The organism is Thiocapsa bogorovii (assembly GCF_021228795.1).
In the GTDB taxonomy this organism is placed as follows: domain Bacteria; phylum Pseudomonadota; class Gammaproteobacteria; order Chromatiales; family Chromatiaceae; genus Thiocapsa; species Thiocapsa bogorovii.
On the sequence record NZ_CP089309.1, the window covers coordinates 3,757,000 to 3,781,533 of the forward strand.

21 protein-coding genes are annotated in these 24,534 nt (G+C 66.2%); 19 read left to right on the forward strand and 2 right to left on the reverse strand.

The genetic code is table 11. The annotated features are described in order from the left end of the window. The first annotated feature begins 133 nt into the window (after positions 1–133). The 8 genes from LT988_RS16805 to LT988_RS16840 all read left to right on the forward strand — a co-directional run bounded on the left by LT988_RS16805 (position 134) and on the right by LT988_RS16840 (position 10,051). Complete coding sequence (locus tag LT988_RS16805) at positions 134–778, forward strand: HAD hydrolase-like protein (protein WP_232406681.1); 645 nt, start codon at positions 134–136, stop codon at positions 776–778. A gap of 270 nt (positions 779–1,048) precedes the next feature. Then, complete coding sequence (locus tag LT988_RS16810; protein WP_232410607.1) at positions 1,049–1,984, forward strand: AAA family ATPase; 936 nt, start codon at positions 1,049–1,051, stop codon at positions 1,982–1,984. Positions 1,985–1,996: 12 nt separating this feature from the next. Further along, on the forward strand, positions 1,997–2,998 hold the full coding sequence (locus LT988_RS16815; protein WP_232406682.1) for a DUF58 domain-containing protein: 1,002 nt from the start codon (positions 1,997–1,999) through the stop codon (positions 2,996–2,998). Next, positions 2,995–3,654 carry a DUF4381 domain-containing protein gene (locus tag LT988_RS16820; RefSeq protein WP_232406683.1) on the forward strand — a complete coding sequence of 220 codons (660 nt, stop codon included), beginning with the start codon at positions 2,995–2,997 and terminating at the stop codon, positions 3,652–3,654. Before LT988_RS16815 ends, LT988_RS16820 begins: the two co-directional genes overlap by 4 nt. Positions 3,655–3,685: 31 nt before the next feature. Then, entirely contained in the window at positions 3,686–4,702 is a 1,017-nt protein-coding gene (locus LT988_RS16825) for a VWA domain-containing protein (RefSeq protein WP_232406684.1), read from the forward strand. Beyond that, positions 4,692–6,752 (forward strand): VWA domain-containing protein, encoded by a 2,061-nt coding sequence (locus LT988_RS16830; RefSeq protein ID WP_232406685.1) that lies wholly within the window; start codon positions 4,692–4,694, stop codon positions 6,750–6,752. Before LT988_RS16825 ends, LT988_RS16830 begins: the two co-directional genes overlap by 11 nt. Before the next feature lie 56 nt (positions 6,753–6,808). Then, a complete protein-coding gene (locus LT988_RS16835) occupies positions 6,809–8,791 on the forward strand; it encodes a BatD family protein (protein WP_232406686.1) in 1,983 nt (660 codons plus the stop codon). A gap of 300 nt (positions 8,792–9,091) precedes the next feature. Beyond that, positions 9,092–10,051, forward strand: a complete 960-nt coding sequence (locus tag LT988_RS16840) for a DUF368 domain-containing protein (RefSeq protein WP_232406687.1) — start codon at positions 9,092–9,094, stop codon at positions 10,049–10,051. A gap of 170 nt (positions 10,052–10,221) precedes the next feature. Here LT988_RS16840 and LT988_RS16845 read toward each other — a convergent pair whose 3' ends face one another. Next, entirely contained in the window at positions 10,222–11,142 is a 921-nt protein-coding gene (locus LT988_RS16845; protein ID WP_232406688.1) for a LysR substrate-binding domain-containing protein, read from the reverse strand. Between the two features lie 220 nt (positions 11,143–11,362). On the opposite strand from LT988_RS16845, the gene LT988_RS16850 reads away from it, so the two are divergent. The 7 genes from LT988_RS16850 (at position 11,363) to LT988_RS16880 (ending at position 18,912) form a co-directional block, all read left to right on the forward strand. Beyond that, a complete protein-coding gene (locus LT988_RS16850; RefSeq protein ID WP_232406689.1) occupies positions 11,363–12,661 on the forward strand; it encodes an IS256 family transposase in 1,299 nt (432 codons plus the stop codon). Between the two features lie 257 nt (positions 12,662–12,918). Next, a complete protein-coding gene (locus LT988_RS16855) occupies positions 12,919–13,434 on the forward strand; it encodes a hypothetical protein (protein WP_232406690.1) in 516 nt (171 codons plus the stop codon). 88 nt (positions 13,435–13,522) lie between these two features. Further along, positions 13,523–13,984: a hypothetical protein gene (locus LT988_RS16860; protein ID WP_232406691.1), complete on the forward strand. Its 462-nt coding sequence runs from the start codon at positions 13,523–13,525 to the stop codon at positions 13,982–13,984. Positions 13,985–13,993: 9 nt separating this feature from the next. Beyond that, on the forward strand, positions 13,994–14,803 hold the full coding sequence (locus LT988_RS16865; protein ID WP_232406692.1) for a hypothetical protein: 810 nt from the start codon (positions 13,994–13,996) through the stop codon (positions 14,801–14,803). Positions 14,804–15,260: 457 nt separating this feature from the next. Continuing rightward, a complete protein-coding gene (locus tag LT988_RS16870) occupies positions 15,261–18,230 on the forward strand; it encodes a peptidase associated/transthyretin-like domain-containing protein (RefSeq protein ID WP_232406693.1) in 2,970 nt (989 codons plus the stop codon). A 45-nt stretch (positions 18,231–18,275) separates the two neighbouring features. Next, a complete protein-coding gene (locus LT988_RS16875; RefSeq protein ID WP_232406694.1) occupies positions 18,276–18,632 on the forward strand; it encodes a BrnT family toxin in 357 nt (118 codons plus the stop codon). Next, positions 18,589–18,912, forward strand: a complete 324-nt coding sequence (locus tag LT988_RS16880; RefSeq protein WP_232406695.1) for a BrnA antitoxin family protein — start codon at positions 18,589–18,591, stop codon at positions 18,910–18,912. The genes LT988_RS16875 and LT988_RS16880 overlap by 44 nt, the downstream gene beginning before the upstream one ends. 231 nt (positions 18,913–19,143) lie before the next feature. On the opposite strand, the gene yhbY is transcribed toward LT988_RS16880, so the two are convergent. Continuing rightward, positions 19,144–19,446, reverse strand: a complete 303-nt coding sequence (yhbY, locus tag LT988_RS16885; protein ID WP_232406696.1) for a ribosome assembly RNA-binding protein YhbY — start codon at positions 19,444–19,446, stop codon at positions 19,144–19,146. Between the two features lie 568 nt (positions 19,447–20,014). On the opposite strand from yhbY, the gene aroA reads away from it, so the two are divergent. The 4 genes from aroA (at position 20,015) to LT988_RS16905 (ending at position 24,435) form a co-directional block, all read left to right on the forward strand. Then, positions 20,015–21,364: a 3-phosphoshikimate 1-carboxyvinyltransferase gene (aroA, locus tag LT988_RS16890; RefSeq protein WP_232406697.1), complete on the forward strand. Its 1,350-nt coding sequence runs from the start codon at positions 20,015–20,017 to the stop codon at positions 21,362–21,364. Between the two features lie 147 nt (positions 21,365–21,511). Next, positions 21,512–22,189 (forward strand): (d)CMP kinase, encoded by a 678-nt coding sequence (gene cmk / locus LT988_RS16895; protein ID WP_232406698.1) that lies wholly within the window; start codon positions 21,512–21,514, stop codon positions 22,187–22,189. A 138-nt stretch (positions 22,190–22,327) separates the two neighbouring features. Further along, positions 22,328–24,007, forward strand: coding sequence for a 30S ribosomal protein S1 (rpsA, locus tag LT988_RS16900; protein ID WP_232406699.1), 1,680 nt, complete (start codon positions 22,328–22,330; stop codon positions 24,005–24,007). Positions 24,008–24,093: 86 nt separating this feature from the next. Then, the gene (locus LT988_RS16905) at positions 24,094–24,435 is read left to right on the forward strand and encodes an integration host factor subunit beta (RefSeq protein ID WP_232406700.1); all 342 of its coding nucleotides are present in this window, start codon (positions 24,094–24,096) and stop codon (positions 24,433–24,435) included. The last annotated feature ends 99 nt before the right edge of the window (positions 24,436–24,534 follow it).

Sequence of the window (24,534 nt, forward strand, 5' to 3'; positions counted from 1 at the left end):
TGAGACGCGGTTCAGGAATGAACAACCAGAAAAGGACTTTAAACTGCGTCCGCTGTGATGGGTTTAGGCTGAGCTCGAAGCTGACCTTCCGGAAGACAGTGCATGAGCCGCGGGACGCAGTTTAAGAGGGCTGATGTCGACGCATATCCTGTTCGATTTCGACGGTACCCTTGTCGACAGTCTCGATGCGGCACTGAAGGCCTTCCGGCAGGTGGGCCCGGAGTTCGGTTGCGCGCCCTTGAGCCGGGAGCGTCTGGAGGCGCTCAGGGGGATGCACGCGCTCGAGGTCGTGCGAGCTTTAGGTGTGCCCATGTATCGGCTGCCGCAGCTTGCTACACGGATGCGTTGCGCGATGCGTGTTGATCTAATGGAGACGGCCCCGATCGAGGGTATCGGGGAGGTGCTGGAGACGCTGCTGCACCGCGGGCATCGGTTAGGTATCCTGTCCTCCAATGCGCGGGCCAGCGTGCAGGAGTACGTCCGCCGTCATCGTCTACCCGGCCTGGAGGCCGTCGTCGGCGGAACCGGTCTCTTCGGCAAGGCCGGCGCATTGCGCCGTCAGGCCAGCGTGCAGGGGATCGACCCCGGGCGCTTGGTCTATGTCGGCGACGAGCTGCGCGATCTCGAAGCGGCGCGCGACGCGCGAGCCCTCTTTGCAGCCGTCGCTTGGGGCTATACGCCTCTGCAGAGCCTGGCGGCCGCAGGGCCTGATTTTCAGTGTCGCCACCCGCGGGATCTGCTCTCGATCGACCTCGGGCTCGGGCGTGCGGAGATCTAGCCTCAGCGTATGCCGGAGCATGGAGGACTCGCGTCCATGCCTTACGCAAAGACAACCGGAACGCAGGCACAATAAGAGACGCATGACGGAACGGGTCCGAAAACGGCCCGCGCCGATGGCGTCCGATACGACACCACGACGGAGGAACCGACGACCTTGGATCAAACCACCGCCTCGAAACGCGACGATGCAGCGACTGCCTCGTCCACCTTCGGCTCCGCTGCTGCCGCCGACACCTCGCCTGATTCACTCGCGACAGAATTCTCCGCACTGCGACGGCAGGTCAGCGAGAGCATCCTGGGCCAGCACGGCCTGATCGATCGTCTGCTCATCGCCCTGCTCGCCGACGGCCATCTGTTGGTCGAGGGGGCCCCGGGGCTGGCCAAGACCACGGCCGTGAAGGAGCTTGCCGCCGGGCTCGAGGGCGACTTCCATCGCATCCAGTTCACCCCGGATCTGTTGCCGGCGGATCTCACCGGGACCGAGGTCTATCGCCCCCAAGACGGGACCTTTCGGTTCGACCGCGGCCCGATCTTCCACAACCTTCTGCTCGCCGACGAGGTGAACCGCGCCCCGGCCAAGGTGCAATCTGCCCTTTTGGAGGCGATGGGCGAGCGCCAGGTGACCGTCGGCCGCGAGACCTATCCGTTGCCGCGTCTCTTTCTGGTCATGGCCACGCAGAACCCGATCGAGCAGGAAGGCACCTATCCGCTGCCAGAGGCCCAGCTCGATCGTTTTCTGATGCACGTCCGGGTCGACTACCCGGATATCGAGACCGAGCGAGCCATCCTGCGGCTCAATCGCGACGGGGCCCGACGGGATCACTCCGCGTCGCCCGGCGTCGTCCTGAGTCAGGCCAGCGTCTTTGCTGCACGGCATGCCATTCTCGATCTCTATATGGCGCCTGAGGTCGAGGACTATCTGGTCCATTTGGTCATGGCCACCCGCAAGCCCGAGGCCTACTCGCCCGACTTGGCCGGGTGGCTGCGTTTCGGCGCAAGCCCGCGCGCGACCATTGCCCTGGACCGCTGCTCGCGCGCACTCGCCTGGCTGAACGGGCGCAGCTTTGTCTCGCCAGAGGATGTCCAATCGCTCGCTCCCGATGTGCTGCGTCATCGCGTGCTCCTGTCCTACGAGATGGAGGCGGAAGGCCGCCGGCCGGACGACTTCATCGAGGCACTGCTCGCACGCGTCCCGGCGCCTTAGGTGGCCCTCGCCATGCGATCGAATCCACCAACGGCGCAGGACGCGAAGACGCCTCGCGCGCGGACCGAGGGCGTCCTTCCCGAGCTGACCGAGCTGATCGCTCTGCGCGAGCAGGCGCGGCGGCTCGATCTTGCGCCGCGCGGGCGGGTCCTGGCGACGCGCACCGGCGGCCATGTCGCGCGTTTTCGCGGGCGCGGGATGGAGTTCGACGAATCGCGGGTGTATCAGCCCGGCGATGACCCGCGAAACATGGACTGGCGCGTCACGGCCCGGGCCGGCCGCCCTCACGTCAAACTTTTTCGGGAGGAGCGCGAGCGTCCGGTGTGGCTGCTGGTCGACCAAGGGCCGTCCATGCGCTTCGGCACCCGCATTGCCTTCAAGTCCGTCGTCGCTGCGCGGGCGGCCGCGCTGCTTGGCTGGGCCGCGGTGGACCGCGGTGATCGGGTCGGCGGTCTGGTGTTCGACGAGACCCGGCACTTGGAGCGCCGCCCGGCTTCGCGTGCCGCCGGGCTCCTGCCGCTACTCGACCGTCTGGCGAGTCCGGCGCCCGCCTTCTCCCCGGATGCAGGGCCGTCCGGGCAGTCGGGCGGCTACGCTTCGCTCGGGGATGCCGCGGGACACCTCGTCAGGCTGGTCCGTCCCGGCAGCCTGGTCGCCGTGATCAGCGATTTCGCGGACATCCTGCGTGCGCAAACGCGCTGGATGACCGAGCTGGCGGCCGGCTGCGAGGTCATCCTCTTGCCCGTGCACGACAGCATCGAGATCCAGGCACCGCCATCCGGACGCTATCCCGTCATCAACGGCCGCCGGCGCAGCCTACTCGATCTGACCCGTTCCGGGAGTTGCAAGGCGTACGAAGACCTGTTTCGCAGCCGGATGGAGGCCATCGAGCGGTTGGCGCGGCGCAACCGCGCGCACCTGTTGCGCCTGACCGCCGATGACCCGGTCGGTCCCGCACTCGCGCTCGGCCTCGGGGGGCGTGGGCGCTTGCCTGCAGCGGGGGGCATCGTGTGAACGGCGATCCGTTGGCGCAACTGCGTGACTGGCATCTGCCCGATCCCATCCATTGGTGGCCACCGGCCCCCGGTTGGTGGATCTCCGCCGCCGTGCTGCTGGCGGTTCTGTTTTGGGTGGCCGGCGTGCGCTGGCGCCGCCATCGGCGAAGAGGAGCCGCCGCCCGCTCGGCCCTGCGCGAGCTCGCCGCGCTGCGGGCCGATGTCCAGGCCGACGGCGATACCCGCGCCTTCGTCGCCGCGCTCTCGCGCCTGCTGCGTCGGTTCGCCCTGGCACGCTTTCCGCGCGAGCAGGTCGCCGGACTCACCGGGGATGCCTGGCTAGCCTTCCTGGATGCGACCGGTGGCGGGGAGGGCTTTCGTCGCGGAGCGGGTCGGGCACTCGCCGACTTGGCCTACGGCGCGGGTCGCGACGGCGATCCGTCATCGACTCCGGATGCGCTCGCTGACTTGGCCGAGACCTGGATCCGCACCCACTATCGGCATGGCGGCCACGCACCTCGGAAGGCCGCCAAAACGCCGACGCCGGTGGATGTCGGGGTGCGCTCTGCTCACCCCGGCCGACATGTTTCGGTTGATTCTGAATCCTTTCCTAGACCCCCTGAAACGCGCCGCTCCGAGACCGAGATGTCGCGCGACATCAAGGCCATGCCATGACCATTCAAAGATCCGCCGAGCGCGTTTCAGCATGATCACGATGGCCTGGCCCCTCGTCTTGCTCGCCCTTCCCGTCCCGCTTCTGGCGACCTGGCTCCCGCGTGCGCCCGACGAGCAGGGCGCGGCCCTGCGCTTTCCCCTGGATCCCGACCTCGCGGCAGACGTCGCGCGGGGCACCCAAGGTACCGGCTCGCTGAGTCCGCGCCTGATCCTCGCGTTGGTTGCCTGGGTTCTGCTGGTGCTCGCGGCGGCGCGTCCCGAATGGGTCGGGGAGCCCGTCAGACTCCCGGTCTCGGGCCGTGACCTCATGATCGCGCTCGACATCTCCGGCAGTATGGAGGTGGCCGACTATGAGCTGAACAGCCGTATGGTCTCGCGCATTGCGCTGGTGAAGGCGGTTGCGGAGCGATTTATCGGGCGGCGCGAGCAGGATCGTCTCGGACTCATCCTCTTCGGCTCTCGGGCCTATCTGATGACGCCGCTCACATTCGATCGCACCACAGTCGGGACCATGCTCAGCGAGGCGGTGGTCGGACTGGCCGGTCGCGAGACCGCGGTCGGCGATGCCCTTGCCTTGGCGGTCAAGCATCTGCGCGACCAACCGGAGGGCAACCGCGTTGTCATCCTCATGACCGACGGCGCCAACAACGCGGGGCATATCGAGCCGCTCGCGGCCGCGGAGCTGGCGGTTCAGGCCGGCGTGCGCGTCTACACCATCGGGATCGGGGGCGGAAACGGTGGCGGGATGTCGCGGTCGCACTCGCCGTTCGGCGGTTTTCCGGCGCGCGGGGGCAGCGATTTCGATCCGGCGACACTCGAGCGTATCGCCGAGATGACCGGCGGCCGCTTCTTCTCGGCCCACGCCCGCGAGCAGCTCGAAGAGATCTACGCCGAGCTCGATCGTCTCGAGCCGAGCGAGCGCGACGAGCGTTCGGTCAGTCCGAGACGCTCCCTCTACATGTGGCCGGCGGCCGGCGCGCTGCTCCTGAGCTTCGGGTTGGCTGCCGCGCCGCTTCTATCCGCGGGGGTGCGCCGTCGTGTGGTCTGAGCTGCAGCTTCTGCGTCCGATGTGGCTGCTGGCCCTGATCCCGGCGGGGATCCTGCTCGTGCTGGTGTGGCGACGGCCGAGCGGGGCGCCGATGTGGCGACGCCTGGTCGATGCCCATCTGTTGCCGCATCTTCTGGTGGGCTCCGACCGTGCACCGCGACGCTTGCCTCTGTGGCTGTTGGGTTTCGGTTGGCTCCTGGGGACGCTGGCGCTGGCCGGGCCGGCCTGGGAGCGTGTCGCGCAGCCGGTCTACGGAACCAGTGCGGCGCGGGTCGTCCTGCTCGACCTCTCCCCGAGCATGAACGCGGCCGACTTGCGACCATCCCGTCTCGCACGGGCCCGGTTCGACGTCATGGATCTCCTGAAGGCATCGGAGCAGGGCCAGATCGCGCTGCTTGCCTTCGGTCCGGAGCCTTTCGTGGTCTCGCCGCTGACGCGGGATGCCGCGACTATCTCGGCTCAGGTGCCCCAACTGAAGACCGACCTCATCCCGGTGCAGGGAGCGCGCGATACCGCACGGGCATTGAGTGCGGCCGGCGAGCTGCTCGCGCGGGCGTCCGTCCACAGAGGCGACATCGTCCTGGTGACCGACGGGGTCGGCGATATGGCCGCGGCCTGGCTTGCCGTGCAGGCGTTGGTGGCCGGCGGGCATCGCGTCTCGGTACTTGCGGTCGGCACCTCCGACGGCGCCCCGGTGCCCATGGCCCCGGATGGAACGCGTGGTTTCGAGCCGAACAGCGACGGTGGGGTCCGGATCGCACGCCTGCCCGAGTCCGAGCTGCGCGAGCTGGCCCGGCTCGGAAACGGCCGATACGTTGAGTCGGACGCAAGCGACGAGGACACCCGCGCACTCATGGGACTCGGCTCGATGGAGACGCAGATCACCGAGGAGCCGTCGCTCTTGTCCGATCAATGGCGCGAGGAGGGTCCTTGGCTGTTGCTCGCACTCTTGCCCTTCGCCGCCTTGGCCTTCCGGCGTGGTTGGCTGTTGTCGATCCTCGCCTGTGTCATGATCCTGCCGCCGACCCCGGGTTGGGCCTTCGAGTGGTCCGACCTTTGGTGGACGGACGATCAACAGGCCGCCCGGCAATTCGACGCCGGCGCGAACGCCGAGGCGGCCGAGCTGTTTCGGGACCCGGCGTGGCGTGCCGCCGCCAGCTATCGGGCCGGCGACTACGAGCGCGCGCTCTCGGCCTTGTCAGACGCGCCGGATCCGGATGCGGACTACAATCGCGGCAACGCACTCGCACGCCTCGGGCGGATTGACGAGGCCATCGCCGCCTATGAGCGTGTGCTGGAGCGCGATGCAGACCATGCGGATGCGCGTTACAACCTGGAGTTGCTCGAGGCGCTGCGGGACCAACCGCCCGAATCGTCCGAGGGCGGCGACTCGGGCGAGAGCCAAGGCGATGAACAAGGGAAGGGCGAAAGCGAGAGCGCCGACGGTGACGCCGCAAGCGACGCGCAGAGCCCCTCGGGCGGCAGCGGAGATCCAGCCGACGCGCCCGGCAGTGGCGACACACAGGCGGACGCGGCCGAAAGCCCGGAGGGCTCGGGCGAGCAGACGGGTGAGGGCAAAGAAGGCGCCGAGCCGACATCCGAACCCTCGTCCGAGACAGCGTCCGATTCGGCCGAGCACGGCGGCTCGGATGCCGCGGCCGAGCCAGTTGCCGACGCGTCCTCCGATCAGGCATCGGGGAGCCGATCCGAGACCGGACCCCCGCCGAGCGGCAAAACCGGGCCGACCGGCGACCCGGGCGACATCGGTCCGGACGACGTCGCCGAGACCGAGGATGTCATGCTGCCGGAGGATGCGTCCGACGGATCGGCGCAGCACCCGGACGGGACATCGGATCCGAATACCGAAGAACCTGCGCCCTCGGAGAGTGCCCTATCGGATAGCTCCCTGTCGGAAGCGCCGAGCCCGGAGGCTCTGGAACGCGAGCAGGCGATGGAGGCGCAGCTGCGCCGAGTCCCGGACGACCCGGGCGGTTTGCTGCGACAGCGGTTTCTCCTGCAGCATCTGCGCCGCGAAGGGCGCTTGCCCTGAGCCGCGCCATGCGCGACATGGCCTCATTGGAACGCATGCGTCGACCTGGATTCTGGATGGATGACTTGATTCGACTCGACCCGACCTGTTCTCGAGGAGCGCGGCGCACCACGGGCAAGCGGTCCCGCCGTCCGCTGCACGCCGTCCTGCTCCCGATGCTCTGCGCCATCACGGTATTCGCGGCCTCGGTGTGTGTTGGCCTGATGGTCGTCACCCCGGCGCTGGCACAAGGAGCACTCCTCGACGGGGTTAGCGCCGAGATCGATCGCGACCGCATCGCCGCGAACGAGACCCTGATCCTGCAGCTGTTCGGTGACGGTCGACTCTCCGGAGAGCCCGAGCTCCAAGTGCTGGAAGAGGATTTCGACATCCTGAGTCGCAGCCAGAGCGAGCGCATGAGCGTTCTGAACGGGTCCGTGTCCCACACGCGCGAATGGCGCATCGAGCTTGCCCCCAAGCGAACGGGTCGGCTGGAGATCCCCGCACTGGCGTGGGGCGATGCCCGCAGCGAGCCGATCACGGTCGATGTCGTGGAGGACGCCGCGGCCGATGACCCTTCCACCGGCCCGAAGCCGATCTTCGTGCGGACCGAGACGGACGAGCAGACACCTTACGTGCAGCAGGCGTTTCACTACCGGGTTCAGGTGCTCTATCGCGAGCGCGAGGCGCCGCAGCGTGCGGTCCTCTCCGACCCGCAGGTGGAGGGGGCGACGATCGAGCGCGACGGCGAGGATCGCGCCTCGGTCGAGGTGATCGACGGCCAACGCTATCAAGTCATCGAGCGACGCTTCCTTGTGGTGCCGCTCCAAAGCGGACCTCTCGTCATTCGCGGTCCGCGACTCGAGGCGGTGATGCCGGCACCGCGGCCGGCCGGACGCAGTGCGGCCGACGAGTTCGATGCGCTGTTCGGCGCCGGACCCTTTGCCGGGCTGTCGCGGATGACGACCAGCGGACGACGGATCGTGGAGCGCTCCCCCGATCTGGAGATCCAGGTCCGCGCGCAGCCGCCCGGTTCGAGCTCTCCCTGGTTGCCGGCGGAGTCCGTCGAGATCTCGGACGAGTGGATCCCATCGTCGCCGCGATTCCAGGTCGGCGAGCCGGTGACACGTGTCCTCACGGCCACTGCGCGCGGAGCCACTGCGGCCCAGTTACCGCCGCTCGCGCTGGATCCGCCGGACGGTGCGCAGATCTACCCCGGTCAAACCCGTGCGGAGGACCTGCCCGGTGTCGGTGCGCCTGTCGGAATCAGAAGCATCGAGGTGGCCTTGGTGCCGACCCGCGCCGGGCGCGTGACCCTTCCCGAGGTCCGTGTTCCCTGGTGGGATACGCGCGAGGATCGTGAGCGGGTGGCGATCGTGCCTGCTCGGACCCTGGAGGTGGCCGAAGCGCCCGCCGGGGCCGCGGGCGGCGGGAAGACCCAGCCATCCGAGGTCTCGGGCGAGCCGGAGTCGGAGGATGCGGCCGCGGTTCCGGATCGCGTCGACGAGGCCGCCGAGCCGCGCGAATCGGGCACAGGCCCGTCCGCGGCGGAGGACTGGGTGCGCCGGGCGATCGCCGGTCCGATCGGCCTCGGGGTTTCCGCGTTCGGCCTGATCGGTCTCGGTTGGCTCGCGGCACTCGGCTGGCTCAAACGGGGATCGCGCCGTCGCGAGGACGCGGATCGGGTCGAGACCCGCGCCTCCCCGCAGGCGCTGCGCGAGGCACGCCGTCGCGTCGAGCAGGCCTGCCTGAACAACGACGCCCGCAGCGCGCGCACGGCCTTGCTGGATTGGGGGCGGGTCCGCTGGGGCGGGGAGGCTCCGGCGGGGCTCGGTGCCTTGGCCTTGCGGCTGGACGATGCCGCGGCGGCCGAGACGCTGGCGCAACTCGACCGAGCCCTCTATGCGGGCACCGGTGGCGCAGCGGCTGGACCGGCTGGAGCGGCATGGGACGGGATCGGTGCCTGGCAGATCCTCAAGCCGCGTCTATCCGGCGACGGGGCGGATGCCGCGTCGGATCGCTCCGCGGACCTGCCCGAGTTGTATCCGCGTCGGATCTGACGCGCCCCGCCCCGTCTCAGCCCGATCCCATTGGACACCCTCCTATTCGGTCGGATCCGGCACGTCGCGCGGGCGCTCGCTTTCGGATTGTCGTTCCGGATGGGAAGATAGAGCGGGCGTACGCGCGCTCGTTATTTCGGCGGCGATCGATCGCAGCCTGGCCGAGGCGTGTGCCGATCGACGCACTTCATTGCAACGGGGCAACGGCGCCGTCCGACGGACGGACGCCTCGAGCGCGGTCCGGTCGCCCCTCTCGGCGGTTGATACGCTTCATTTCATGCTGTTTTTCAAGGATAAACGATGTCGCGCTTGAGCCTGATCCTGAAGGGTGGTGCCATGGGTGTCGCGGAGGTGATTCCGGGGGTGTCGGGCGGCACCATCGCTTTCATCACCGGCATCTACGAGCGTCTGCTCGATGCCGTGAAGGCGTTCGGTCCGGGACTGATCGGCGTGCATCGCCGCGATGGGCTCGACGGTGTCTGGCGGGCGGTCGACGGGGGCTTTCTGGCGCTCCTGCTCGCCGGCATGGCGATGGGCGTGCTGGTCGGCGTCTTCGGCGTCTCCTGGATGCTCGAGCATTACCCGCCGCTGATCTGGGCCTTCTTCTTCGGGCTGATCCTGGCCTCGATCCTCTTTATGGCTCGGCGCATCGGGCAATGGCGCGCCGGCGAGTTGGGGGTCTTCGTCCTCGGGGCGATCCTGGCCTACGGGATCACCACCCTCACGCCCGCGAGCGGCAACGAGGCGCTCTGGTTCGTCTTTCTTTGCGGTGCCATCGCCATCTCGGCACTGATGCTGCCGGGCGTCTCCGGGAGCTTCATGCTCCTGGTGCTCGGGATGTATCAATTCATCATCCAGGACACTCTCAAGGGGTTGCTGGTCGACTTCTCCCTGGAGAAGCTCCTTGTCCTGAGTGTCTTCGCCCTGGGCTGTCTGACCGGGATGATGACCATGTCGCGCCTGCTCTCCTGGACCTTCAAGCGCTACAGAAGCCTCACACTCGCTATCCTGACCGGTTTCCTGGTCGGCTCGCTCAACAAGGTCTATCCCTGGCGCAACGCCGCGGACTGGCTGCGGGACGGCTCGGGTCAGGTCGTGATGGCAGCCGACGGGCTCACGCCCGAGAAGATCCTCTCCGAGGTCAACGTCCTGCCCTCCGGCTACGAAGGGGACCCCCTGGTCCTCGGCGCGATCTTGACCTGCGTGCTGGGTTTCCTCCTCGTCTACGCGTTCGACCGCTTCGGACCGCGAACGGACTGAGGCGGTCTCGGCGCGGCCAAGTGACGAGTCGGAAACAAGGTGAAAACCTTGTTGAACCGTAGGATGGGTAGAGCAACCGCGAAACCCATCCAGCCCGCGCCAACGGCATCGGACCGAAACCCGGCGACGCGGCGGTTTGGAGGATGGGTGTCGCTGACGCTCTACCTATCCTACGAGTCGATGGCCTCGCCGATCGTCGTCGGGGTGATTTGGGGTGCGAGGACGCTTAGGAAGTTGAAGACATGGCGCGGGGGAGAGGCCCGGCGCGGCAGCACCAGGTCGGTGGTCAGGGGCCGGAACAGATGGTTCACGTCCAGCCCGATAAGCTCGGGGTAGTCGTCGGCGGAGAAGGCGGATTCCGCCACGATGGCGATACCGAACTTGCTGTTCACGAACTGCAGGATCATGTGACTGCTTGCGAAGGAGATGTTGACCGGGGAGTGAAGTCCCGCGCCGGCAAACGCCTCGTCGATGACAAAGCGCGATTGCGCGGCGTTATCGTAGGAGCCCACCGAATAGTGCGCGAGATCCTCCAGCCCGACCGTCGGCAACCCCGCCAAAGGATGATCCCGCGGCACCACCAAGAGCAGCCGCCACTCCTCGATTGGAAAATAGAGCAGGTCCGGATCCTGATCCGGCGCCTCCGCCAGCAGTCCCAGATCGGCTTGGCCGATGCGCAGCATGGCCGTCGCCTGAAGGGTGTTTTCCTCCGAGACGTCCACCTCGATCCTCGGCATCATCTCGCGAAAGTCGACCATCGCATGATGCAGCAGGTTGTGCGCGGCGTGCCGATTGGCCACCACCTTCAGACAATCGTGCCGATCGGTCGCGAGCGAGCGGCCGATCTCGTGGATCCGACGCACGTCGATCAGCACGCGCGCGACGATCTCGGCGATCTCCATCCCGGCACGGGTCAGACCGACCAAGCGCTTTCCTTCGTGGAGGAAGAGCTCAACACCCAGCTCGTCGGCCAGCTCGATGAGCTGGCGGCTCACGCCGGGCTGGGAGGTGTAGAGCCTCTTGGCGGCGGCCGAGATGTTGAAATCCTGCTCGATGACCTCGTGAAAATACTCTAATTGCCTCAATTTCAATGCTTTACGCGCCTGTTGTGCAGGGCGTCCAGCCCAGTGCCTTACGCAATGCCTTTCGGGTATATAAGCATAGCCTAAAGGTATTTCACCTGCGAACGGGCGCGCTGAGCTATGCTCGATTCTGGTGTATGAGCGGGGACTGATAGAGCTTGAGCAGGCGGCGCACCGTTGCTGACAATGTGGTTGTCGAGACCCAAAGCAGCAACGAGAGAGGTGCGCCATGAGCGACGATACGAGTACGGGGGCCCGCCGTGCAAGAGGGGATCGGGGCGAGGTGCTGGCCGAGCTGGGCCTGCCGCTGGAGGAGCTGGTGCGCCGCGGGGCGCGCGACATCCTGCAGCGGGCCATCGAGGCGGAGGTGGAGCAGCTGCTCGAGGAGTTTGCCGGGGTGTCGCTGATGGACGGACGCCGGGCGGTGGTGCGCAACGGTTATCTGCCGGCGCGCGAGATCCTCACCACGGTGGGTCCGGTGGAGGTGCAGGTGCCTAAGGTACGCGACCGCTCCGGGGCCGGGGTGAAGTTCAACTCCGCGCTGGCCCCGCCGTACGTGCGCCGCAGTGCTCGGGTCGCCGCGGCGCTGCCGTGGCTCTATCTGAAGGGGATCTCCAGCGGCGACCTCGGGGAGGCGTTGGAGGTGCTGGTGGGAGAGGACGCCAAAGGGCTCTCCGCGGCGGCTCTGGGCCGGCTCAAGGCCGCGTGGGCCGAGGAGTACAAGGACTGGACCCAGCGCAGCCTCGAAGGCCGGCAGTACGCCTACTGGTGGGTCGACGGCATCTACACGACACTGCGCGAGAGCGACGATCCCAAGCTCTGCCTGCTGGTGATCATCGGGGTGCGGCCCGACGGCACCAAGGAGTGGGTCGCCATCGTCGACGGGTTGCGTGAATCCACCGAATCCTGGCTCGATGTGCTGCGCGATCTGAAGGCACGTGGTCTGCAGACGGGTCCGCGCTTGGCCGTCGGCGACGGGGCGCTGGGGTTCTGGGGTGCGCTTGAGCAGGTCTACCCCGAGACCGCGCATCAGCGCTGCTGGTTCCACAAGATGGGCAACGTGCTCAATGCCTTGCCCAAGTCGTTGCAAGGCAAGGCGAAGGCGGATCTGCAGGCGATCTGGATGGCGCCGACCCGCAAGCAGGCCGACCAAGCCTTTAAGCGCTTCATCAACCGCTATGGGGCCAAATATCCCAAGGCCACCGAGAAGCTCGAGAAGGACCGCGAGGCCCTGCTCGCCTTCTTCGCCTTCCCGGCCGAGCACTGGGTGCACCTGCGCACCACCAACCCCATCGAGTCGACCTTCGCCACCGTGCGCCATCGCACCGGCCGGACCAAGAACTGCGTCACCCGCGCGACCTTCCTCGGCCTGGCCTTCAAGATGAGCGAAGAGGCCGCCAAGACCTGGCGGCGCATCCGTGCCCCCGAGAAAGTGGCCGAACTGCTCGGCGGGACACGTTACGAAGACGGGATTCCGGTGTCCGACGACCCACCGGAGACCCAAGAGGAGCAACGGGAAGCCGCCTGATCAAACTCTGGCCCTATGGTCATACACCAGATTTGACAATAGCTCGGGCGCGCTCCATACTCCTGCCGTGGGAAGCGAGCAAGGGATCCACCGCCCAGCCGCCGCACCGAGGGCCTCGGCCCGCGCCGGCGCGATGCGGGCCAGGGTCACCGGACGACCGCAGTCCGGCCAGGGACGCCCGAGTGTCCGACCGGTCAGGCCCTCGCTGATTCTCCGAGGCAGGTATCGACATTGACGCACATGACAGGGTGAACAGAATGAACGCAAACAGGACGATGAAACTTTCTACGTTGGCGGCGGCGGTTGGATTCTTGGTGACGGGTGCAGCCTATGCCCTCGATGCCAACCAGGCAGAGCAGACGGTCGGCTATGAGGTGGAAGGCTACGGCGTGATCTCGGTGAGCGCTAACGTCACGGGGCTGACCATCAGCGCGCCTTTGGTCCCTGGTGACGCGCCAGCCGATGCCACGGACACCGGTAAAACGTACTCATACTCGACTAACAAAACCGACCAAGTGATCACTGCGCAACTCAACGAGATAATGGAGACAGGCCTCGCGCTCAAGCTCACACTGGGAACTCCAACAGGAGACGATGCAGCTGGAACGTCGGGCGGAGAACAAACGTTGGACAATGTCACCGCGAAGACGTTGGTGACGGGCGTAGCGGGTAATGGCTCTGGAAGCATCGCTTACACCCTCAGCGCGACGACCGCAGCGGCGGTGGGTGCGACCTTGTCAAAGACAGTGACCTTCACGATCACCGACGCATGACGTGACCGCATGCCTGTCTGACCGGAGCGGGCTAGCGGCCTGCCCCGGTCGGGTGTCGGCGCGTCCCGCCGTCCGTAACGGAGCCATCATGCGCAGTCTTCATCCCTTGGCGGTCCTACTGCTAGGCTGCCTCGCTGGCGTAACGCCGCAACTGCGCGGTGCGGACCTTCAGGTCAGCGGTAGCTGGTATCGCCAGATCGGCCCGGCGGATCTCGTCGCCGGGGCGGGCAGTGATTTCGCCTCGCCGCTTTATGCGGATCAGAATCCTAGCAGCCTTGGGGTCAGCAACACCGGCGGGGAGGGTTGGACGGTTTCTGCGCGTCTGATCACCAGCGCCCTTCCGTCAGGCGTGAGCATCGGGGTGCGGGCCGACAGTGCCAATGGCGTCGCCTGCGGCACCGAGTATCTGACCCTGAGCAGCTTCGAGCAGACCTTGTGCACCGGCATTGGGGACCGCAGCGGTATCGGTCTAGCGTTGCGGTTGCACGGGGTCTCGAACGCTCAACCTTCCGGCGGCTACGGCGCGACCGTGCAATACCGGGTTTACTGAGGACAGGTCATGCGGATAACTACCTCCTGCATCGCTGCGGCGACCATCCTGACGGCCCTGCTGGCCGCATCGCCTGTCGGCGCGACGGTGACCGTCATCGGCGACTTCACCCACGAGCATGTGGCGCGGCCCGGCGAGCGGTACCGGGGCACCATCGTTTTGCGCAATGACGGCAGCGCTCCGGGCGAGGTCAAGCTCTATCAGACCGACTACAGCTTCGCCGCCGATGGCAGCACCGACTACGGCCAGGCAGGTCAGCTGCCCCGCTCTAACGCCGGCTGGGTCCGCCTGTCACGCGATCTGGTCACCGTGCCTGCCAGTGGTACCGAGCGCATCGACTACGAGGTTCAGGTGCCGACAGGCGGGGGCCTCAAAGGCACCTACTGGAGCATGGTGATGGTCGAGGCGATCACCCAGGCCTCGCCCGAGGCGTCGGCGGACGTGACCGTGCAACTGACGCATTCAGTCCGCTACGGGGTACAGATTGTCACCCAGGTCGGTCGGAACGACGACGCTGCGGGGCTCAGTTTTACCAACCCTGGGCTGGTTCGCGAGGACGGCAAGCGGGTGTTCGTGGTCGACGTTGAGAACACCGGGCAACGGTGGCTGCGTCCCGGCCTGTCGCTTGAGCTTTACAGCCAATCGGGGACCCCAGTCGGTAAGTTCCAAGGAACGGCCAGGAGGCTGTACCCAGGCACCTCCGTGCGTTTTAAGATGGACCTCGGCGACATACCGAATGGCAGCTACCTCGGCCTGGTCGTCGCCGACGGCACGGGCGACAACCTCTTCGGCGCCAACGTCGAATTGGAGATCGAATAACCTCATTGGGCCGGGTTGAGCGCCCGCTTCAGCGGGCGCTCAACCCGGCCCAAGCACGCGTCACCCACTCCTGGCGGTCGGGTTCGGGGAGGGTTCGGCCAGGGACGCCATGGAGCGGCGCGGCCCGATCCCTTCCCCGCCTCGCGCCGCTCGGGGGAGGCACACCAGGGGCGAGCATCGTGGTCATTGGCGGAGCCATCGACCGGCGAGGACCCGCCTCGGAGTACGACAACAACCCGCGACCGACCGGCCAAGTCCATCGGTCGCATAGCTCGGTCAAGGGTGACGCACGCCACTGGATCCTCTCGCCACCGGTCCGGCCAATGCCTGGACCGCAGCGCCGCTCGCCGCTACGGCGGACACGACGCCCCGGTTCGCACAAGGCCGACCTTGCCGATGAGCGCCTGACAACACAGCGGCCGGAACGACCGTCACCCGCGACCCGGAGGTTTTCCGGATGTCCCGGCCCGACGGCCGCAATCGCACAGAGACCGCACCCCGGCGCGCGACCCAGCGCGACGGGCGCGGTGTTCGGCGTTGCGCTCGGCTGCGACCGGGGCTCGGGCCGCTCGCCTGGATCTTCCTCGGCCTGCTCCTGGTCGGCTCGCCGCTCCTCGCCCAGGCGCGCGGCGTGGACGTGCGCCCGATGGAGTCGCGCGTCTTCACGGTCGACCCGCGCGAGGTGGTGACGGTCGTCTTCCAGGTCGCCAACCAGACCGGTCAGCCCAACGACTTCGAGGGTCGGCTGCTCATGCCCGAGGGCTGGCGGGCCATTACCCCGGAATTCCCCTTCAGCCTTCCCGCCGGCGGCTCGGTCATGCGGCTGGTCAGCTTCTTTGTGCCCGAGCGAATCGCGGCGGGCGAGTATCGGGTGAGCTACCAGGTCGGCCTGCGGGGGCGCGGCGGCGCACTCGGCGGCTCGACCCTCGCGGTGCGGGTGCGGCCCGTCTTCAAGCTCCAGGTCGATATCCTGGACATGCCGAACATCGCGATCGCGAACGAGCCTTACCAGGCGACCTTCCAGATCGGCAACTACAGCAATACCGCTCTGACCGTCGGCTTCGGCGCACAGAGCAGCCGTGAGTCTAAGATCGAGCCCTCGGCTGGTAGCATGACCCTGGCGGCCGGCGAGGTGCGCCCGGTGGAGCTGACCATCAAGCCGCCGGCCATCACGGAGCCGACCCGCGACGAGATCAGCCTGACCACGACCGCATCCACGCCCGGACTGGAGACGCCGCTCAGCGACACCGCCAAGAAGAGCGTCGAGACCCTGCCGCGCATGACCGGCAAGGAGACGCCCTATCACAGCATGAAGACCTACTTCACCCGACGTGTCGGCGGCAGTTGGAGCGGCAAAAACGACGGTGACGACGGCGCGGGCGTGCAGCTCGAATGGTCCGGCAGCGGGGCGCTGGACAACACGAACGAGCGTTTCCTGAGCTTTCTGCTGCGCTGGCCGGGCCTGAACGACGAGACCGTCTTCGGTCAGGACAGTTGGTTCTATCTGGATTACCGCGGGCGCGACTTCGACGTGACCCTCGGCGATGCGAGCTACGGCCTCTCGCCGCTGACCGAGATGGGGGTGAGCGGGCGCGGTGCGCGCTTTGCCTGGCGCGGCGAACGCTGGGAGGTCTCCGCCTATCACGTCGGCTCCTTCGATTTCGGCGACGACGAGGAGGATTTCGACGGCCATCAAACCGGCTTGGGGGCAACCTATGCGTTGACGCCGACCTGGTTGGTTGCCCTCAATTACCTGGACCAAACCGACAACCTGAACGGCCACAACCGGATCCTCGGGCTGCGACAGAAGGCGGCGTTGGGTCCCGAGCTCGCCTTGGACGTGGAAGTCGCCGGCAGCACCGGGGATGCCGGGAGCGGCGCCGCCTTCTGGGGGGATCTGGTCAAGTTGGGTGCACCCTGGCGCTATCGCCTGACCCTGCTCTATGCCTCGCCGGACTATGCCGGTTACTACCAGAACCAGGACCGCGCCTATCTGGACGTGAACTATGCGCCGGAGGACCGGCCCTGGAGTCTGCGCGCCTTCTATCACTACAACCGGTACCACGACGACGAGCCGCCAGACGACGAGGATGGGGACGACTTCGTGGTCGATCTGGACACGGACAATTGGGGTTGGTACAGCCCCGACAGCGAGGAGCACGAGGCCGGCATCGGCGTGAATTGGCGCACTCCGAGCGACAGCAGCTATCGGGCCGAGCTGCGTTATCGCCAACGCAACGACCTGAATCCGGCGCCGACCTTCGACGAGACCGAGAACATCCTGCGCCTGGGTTACGCCAAGAGCTTCAAAGACCTGAATCTGAGCCTCAACACGAGCGTGGACGTGGGACAGAAGCTCGATCGCGTGACCGGCGAGCGCTCCATGACCGACGCCTATCGCGGCAGCCTCTTCTGGCGTCCGACCAAGCGCTTGAACCTGGGCGCCTATCTCTTCCTGGAGAATCAGGCCGCCGCGAGCTTCGACGAAGAGCCGAGCATGACCGCCGGGGTCAGCGCCAACCTCGTCATCGACGCGCGCTCCAACCTGAGCCTGGATGTGCAGGGGCAGAACTACAACGGCCAGAACAGCGTCATCGCCAACGCCCAATACAGCTATCTGCGCGAGAACGGCGACATGATCCGGGTGCAGGCGCGCCACGGGTCACGCTATGCCGAAACCTACGACAACGGCATGGATATGGACAACAGTCTGATGGTCTCCTACACGGTGCCGATCGAGGTGCCGACCCTGCGGCGGAAGGATGTCGCTACGCTGCGCGGTCGTGCGTTCGATCAGGAGACCGGCAAGGGTCTGGCGAACGTCGTGCTCAAGATGGACCGGCTGGTCGCCATCACGGACGCGAACGGCTATTTCATGTTCCCCTCGGTCAGGCTCGGGGTCTACCAGCTCACCCTGGCCGGTGGGCGCCTGCCGGTGGGCATGATCCCGCTGGTCGAGATGCCGCAGGAGGTCAATCTCTTCTTCGATGCCGGCGTGCCGGTAAACCTCCCCTTCATCCGCGGCGCGACCATCGACGGCAAGGTCCAGCTCTACGAGCCGGACCCGAGCCTGCTGCCCTCGCAGACCTTCGTGCAGGTCGGGCGCGGCGTCAAGGCCCCGCCCCCGCCGACGTCGGAAGAGCTCAAACCGAGCCGCGGCCTCGGCGGCATCCTCGTCGAGGTGCGCAGCGGCGAGCAGGTCTATCGGCGCCTCACCAACGGCAACGGCGAATTCCGCTTCGCCGGTCTGCAACCCGGCACCTGGACCGTCACCATCGATCCCGAGAAGCTGCCCGAGAATGCGACGATCGAGGAGACCGGTTACACCCTTGAGGTGGAGCCCAGCGCCGATCAGGAGGTCGAGTTCAGGGTCGAGCTAAAGATCCGCACCATGCGGATGCTCGGGACGTTGAAGGTGAAGGGTTAAACCGCGTCCAGAGCGGCATGCGTCATTTCGACGTTGCGTTTGGCTTTGGAGCCGGGCAACCTGACATCCGGCGCCACCGTCGGCGCATCGTTGTCATCGGTTGCTGGGGTACAATCTCAGGCCATGGCCACCTGGGACGAGTCCAAGCGCATTTCCAATCTGCGGCGGCACCGTCTGGATCTCGCCGATTGCGACCGCGTCTTCGATCATCCGACCCTGGCCGCCGAGGATGCCCGAGCCGACTATGGCGAGCCGCGCATGAACCTGCTGGGCTGGCTTGACGGTTGCGTCGTCCATATGACCTATACGGAACCCAATAGAGAGCTGCGCGTCATCTCCTTACGGAGGGCAACGAAACATGAAACCAGAATCTATCTCCAAGCGGTTTCCGGAAAGCGATGAGGAGCGTCGCGCTTCGATCGATGCGGCGCCGGATTCGGCGTCCGATCCCGAGAGCGCCTACGACCCGAGCGACCCGGCGGCGGTCGAGTCTTTTTGGCGCGGCGCCGTCGCTCAACCCCCAAGGAGGCGCCAGCCCCCGACGATGGATGGGCGAGAGCAAAGCCAGCCGGTCACCCTGCGCCTGTCGCGCGAGGTGCTTGAGTATTTTCACGCCGGCGAGCAGGGATGGGAGCGCCGTATCGACCGTGCGTTGCAGGACTATGTCGAAGAGCACCGCTAAACCGCGCCGGCTCCGGCAGTCGTGAAGTCAGCCGGGGCCGATCCCATCCAAAAACATCGCATACCGCGCTGGGCGCGGTTTTGGAGCCTGTCCGACTCCAGACACACCAGGCCGAGCCAAGGGCATCGGAGCGAAACCCGGCAACGCGGCGGTTTGAGGGATGGGCTTCGCTGACGCTCTACTCATCCTACGCTGCTTGTCCGTCCGGCCGATGCGGTCGGCGAGGTGGTCTCAAAGGTTCGGAAGCAGGATCGGATCGCGTTTTTCGGGGTTGGCGCGATAGAAAGACGCCACATGCCCGATACGCGCGACCAGAACGGCCTCGGTGCGCTCGCCGATCAGCGCGATCGCGGCGTCGCGCTCGTCGCGATCGCCGGCATTGACCTTCACCTTCAACAGCTCGTGGTGGCTTAGCGCCAGCTCGACCTCGGCGAGCACGGCCTCCGTGAGCCCGTGCTGCCCGAGCGTGACGACGGGTTTCAGGTGGTGTGATTGCTTCTTGAGCCAGCGTTTTTGTTTTTCGGTAATCGACATGATGGTCCTGATGACGGAATGAATGCCCTAAACCGCGCCCAGCGCGGTATGCGTCGTTTGTCGGATTGGCTTGGCCGCGCCGACTCCGATCATCGTCGGAGCCGGCGCGGTTTAAAGTATTAAAAAATATATAATTCAAAAGCGCGTCTCACCGGGATCGAGGACATCTCCGAAGCCAGACGCAAAATGCAAACGACGCATGTCGCTCCGGACGCGGTTTAGGTTCAACAGCCGCGGCCAGCGCCCGGCTCGTCGGCGGAATGCTACACCGTGAGCGTGGCTTAGGCGATTTCACGTCTGAAGCGGATTGCGGCAAACCGACTGCCGGCATAAGCTGACTACATGGTTTTGTCTTGGGGTTGGTCATGCGTAGGGTACAAGTGGTTGAAGCCACATCCAAAATTTCAGAATTATTGGCCGCGGTCGAAGCCGGCGAGACGATCTCGAATGGTCTCGGAATCTCTGAACCGTTGCGGTAGGTTCACGGATTCCGCAGTTTACCCACTCCGCCTGCAGGACTAATATACCGGGCTTTTCAGCGTCCGGGCGCAGTCGCGCGGGAGAGCACTTGGCACAGCCTTCGGATACCCGCTACCTGGTCGCGCCGGGCGGCACCTTGCGCGGGCGCCTGCGCGTGCCCGGCGACAAGTCGATCTCGCATCGCTCGATCATGCTGGCTGCGATCGCGGAAGGCGAGACACGCATCAGCGGGTTCCTCGAGGGCGCGGATGCCTTGGCGACATTGCAGGCCTTTCGGCGCATGGGCGTGCGGATCGACGGGCCCGACGGCGGCGAGGTGCGCGTTCAGGGTGTCGGGATGCGTGGTCTTCGAGCACCCGATGGTCCGCTCGACATGGGCAATTCGGGGACCTCGATGCGGTTGCTCTCGGGCCTCTTGGCCGGTCAGTCGTTCCCGGTGACCCTGGTCGGAGACGCCTCTTTGTCCAAACGTCCGATGCGGCGTATCACCGAGCCTTTAGGGCGAATGGGGGCGCGGATCGGCACGACCGAGGCCGGTACCGCGCCGCTTGAGTTGACACCGGTCGAGCGCCTGTCGGGCATCGAGTACGCGATGCCGGTGGCCAGCGCGCAAGTCAAATCGAGCCTCTTGCTGGCGGGCCTCTATGCCGAGGGCGAGACCTGCGTGACCGAGCCCGCGCCGACGCGCGATCACACCGAGCGTATGCTCACGGCCTTCGGCTATTCGGTTCGGCGTCATGCGGCGAAGGTCTGTTTGACCGGCGGCGGACGGCTGACGGGTTGTCGGTTGACGATACCCGCCGACATCTCCTCGGCGGCCTTCTTCCTCGTCGGGGCCAGTATCGCGCCGGGCTCCGATCTGATCCTCGAGGGGGTCGGCATCAATCCGACGCGGGTCGGTGTCATCAATATCCTGCGCGCCATGGGCGGGGATATCGAGCTGATGGATCGGCGCACGGCCGGCGGCGAGCCGGTGGCGGATATTCGGGTACGTCATGCGCCTCTGCGCGGCATCCGTATCCCGGTCGATCAGGTCCCGCTGGCGATCGACGAGCTGCCGGTCCTCTTCATCGCAGCGGCCTGCGCCGAGGGCGAGACCATCCTGACCGGTGCCGAGGAGCTGCGGGTGAAGGAGAGCGACCGCATCCAGGTGATGGCCGACGGTTTGGCCAAGCTCGGGGTGTGCGCCGAGCCGCTGCCGGACGGCATGCGCATCCACGGCGGGGCCCTGGGCTCGACAGACGGGCCGGATGCGGGCGTTACGGATGCGATCGATGCGCACGGCGACCATCGGATCGCCATGTCCTTCGCCATCGCGGCCTTGCGGGCGAGCGGACCGGTCGCGATCCGGGACTGCGCCAACGTCGAGACCTCCTTTCCCGGATTCGTCGAGCTGGCTGGAGCCGCCGGCTTGAGCATCCAAGTGACGCGGGTCTAAGTCGATGTCGGCCCCGGTGGCGTTGTTCCTAATCCCGGCCGTAGGGTGGACGACCGAGAGCGAAGTCCACCGAACCCCGCGCCGACGCTGGTGGACGGCGCTGCGCTTGTCCACCCTACGGCTGCGATCAGCGAAGTGGTGGGGTTGATGACCGAGACCGCCCCGGTCATCACCATCGACGGTCCGTCCGGGACCGGCAAGGGCACCATCGCCGAGCTGCTGTCGGCGCGGCTAGGCTGGCATTGTCTGGACAGCGGCGCCCTCTATCGGGTGCTCGGTCTGGCCGCGGAGCGCCGCGGGGTCTCGCTCGACGCTGCCGAGGCGGTTGCCACGGTCGCGGCCGACTTGCCGGTCGCCTTCGTCTCGGGCCGCGTGCTTTTGGACGACGAGGACGTGAGCGAGGCGATCCGCACCGAGCAGGCGGGGATGGCGGCCTCGCGTGTCGCCGTGCATCCGCCGGTGCGCGCGGCCTTGCTGCAGCGTCAGCGCGCCATGGTGTGCCCGCCGGGCCTGGTGGCCGACGGGCGCGATATGGGCACGGTCGTGTTTCCCCTCGCCCCGGTGAAGATCTTTCTCGACGCCAGCGCCGAGGTGCGTGCGGATCGCCGGTATAAACAGTTGAAAGGAAAGGGGTTGGATGCTAACCTCCCCGACCTTGTAGAAGACATCAGGGCGCGGGATGCGCGTGATCGCGGTCGTAGCGTGGCACCCTTGTGTGCCGCGGAAGACGCGATCATCGTGGATTCCACCGCGATGTCCATCGAAGAAGTGCTCGATCGGGTCCTGAAAGAGGTGAGGCGCGTCTTTCCGGAGCTGGTCCCTTAAGAAATCGGCAGTCGGTCCAGCGGGACCTCTGTCGATCCGGTCGGGTCGGAGCCGAATGCGCCGACCTTTTCATCTCATTCATACCCCTCGTCCCGGACGGGACGGGTCAGCGCGCCGTTCTCAGGATAATTTCATCTCATGACCGAAAGCTTTGCCGAACTATTTGAACAGAGTCTGACTACCACCCAACTGCAGCCGGGTACCATCGTCATCGGAACCGTGATCGAGATCACCTCCGACAACGTTGTGATCAATGCCGGACTCAAGTCCGAGGGTGTGATCCCCAGAAGTCAATTCATAGGCCCGGACGGCCAGCTCGAGGTCGCCGTCGGCGACGATGTCGAGGTCGCCCTGGACGCGGTCGAGGACGGATTCGGCGTCACCCGTCTCTCGCGCGAGAAGGCAAAGCGGTTCGCCGCATGGGATCATCTCGAGAAGGCGTTCGAGGCGGCCGACACCGTCAAGGGCATGATCAACGGTAAGGTTAAGGGCGGTTTCACCGTCGACCTGGGCACCGTTCGCGCCTTCTTGCCGGGGTCTTTGGTGGATGTGCGCCCGGTGCGCGACACCACGTACCTCGAAGGCAAGGAGCAGGAATTCAAGGTCATCAAGCTCGACCGCAAGCGCAACAATGTGGTCGTCTCCCGCCGCGCCGTGGTGGAAGAGGAATACAGCGCCGAGCGTGATCAGCTGCTGAAAAACCTTGAAGAAGGCATGGAGGTCAAGGGTATTGTCAAGAACCTGACCGACTACGGCGCCTTCCTGGATCTGGGCGGCATCGACGGTCTGCTGCACATCACGGATATGGCCTGGCGTCGCGTCAAGCATCCTTCCGAGGTGGTCGAGATCGGCGACGAGGTCACCGTGAAGGTGCTCAAGTTCGACCGCGAGCGTCAGCGTGTCTCGCTCGGTCTCAAGCAGATGGGCGAGGACCCGTGGGTCAACATCTCGCGCCGTTACCCGGAAGGCACCCGCGTCTTCGGCAAGGTCACCAACATCGCCGACTACGGCTGCTTCGTGGAGATCGAAGAGGGTGTCGAGGGTCTGGTCCACGTCTCCGAGATGGATTGGACCAACAAGAACATCCATCCGAGCAAGGTCGTGGCACTTGGCGACGAGGTCGAGGTCATGGTCCTGGATATCGACGAGGAGCGTCGCCGCATCTCGCTCGGTATCAAGCAGTGCGCCATGAACCCCTGGGATGAGTTCGCGGTCACCCACAAGAAGGGCGATCACGTCTCCGGCAAGATCAAGTCGATCACGGATTTCGGCATCTTCATCGGTCTGGACGGCGGCATCGACGGTCTGGTGCATCTGTCCGACATCTCCTGGGACGAGGCGGGCGAACAGGCCCTGCGTCGTTACAAGAAGGGCGACGAGCTCGAAACGGTCGTGTTGTCGGTCGATCCGGAGCGCGAGCGCATCTCCCTGGGTGTGAAGCAGTTGGATAAGGATCCCTTCTCCAGCTTCGTGGCCCTGCACGAGAAGGGCAGCGTCGTCACAGGCACCATCTTGGATGTAGATCCCAAGGGGGCGACCATCGCCCTGGCCGACGGCGTCGAAGGCTATCTGCGTGCCTCCGAGATCTCGCGCGACCGCATCGAGGATGCGCGTGCGGTTCTGAAGGCCGGCGAGGAGATCGAGGCCAAGTTCCTGGGCGTCGATCGCAAGAACCGCACCCTTTCGCTGTCGATGAAGGCGAAGGATGTCGAGGAAGAGCAGGCGGCCATCAAGGGCTACTCGCGCGATTCGTCCACCGCGACCACCCTTGGCGATCTCCTCAAAGAGCAGATGGAAGAGGCTCAGCGCGGCGGCTGATAACCCGTCACGATGTCTCTTGCATGATGTCTCTTTAGGCGGGGCCCGTATCGCGGGCCCTTTCTCCTTTTCCAGGAGTCGACACCATGACCAAATCAGAACTGATCGACGTACTGGCGGCGGCGCAGGACCACCTTCCCTACAAAGACGTGGAGGAGGCGGTACGAAAGACCCTCGATCGCATGAGTACTGCACTTGCCTCCGGCGAGCGGATCGAGATCCGAGGTTTCGGAAGCTTTTCGTTGCACTACCGGCCGCCCCGGATCGGGCGTAACCCGAAGACCGGCGACTCGGTCGCCTTGGCCGGGAAGCATGTCCCCCATTTCAAGCCCGGCAAGGAGCTCCGGGACCGCGTCAACCAAGCGTTTCAAGACGAGCAGGGCACGCAGGAAGAAGAGCGCATCCCGCTTGCGGCGGCCTCTCGCTGACACTGTCGTATCGGGCACCGCATTCGGCGGTGCCCCTCTCGGGTCTCTGCCCCTCCCGTCCTGTGATCGCCTTCACAGGTCTGTCGATCGATCCTGATT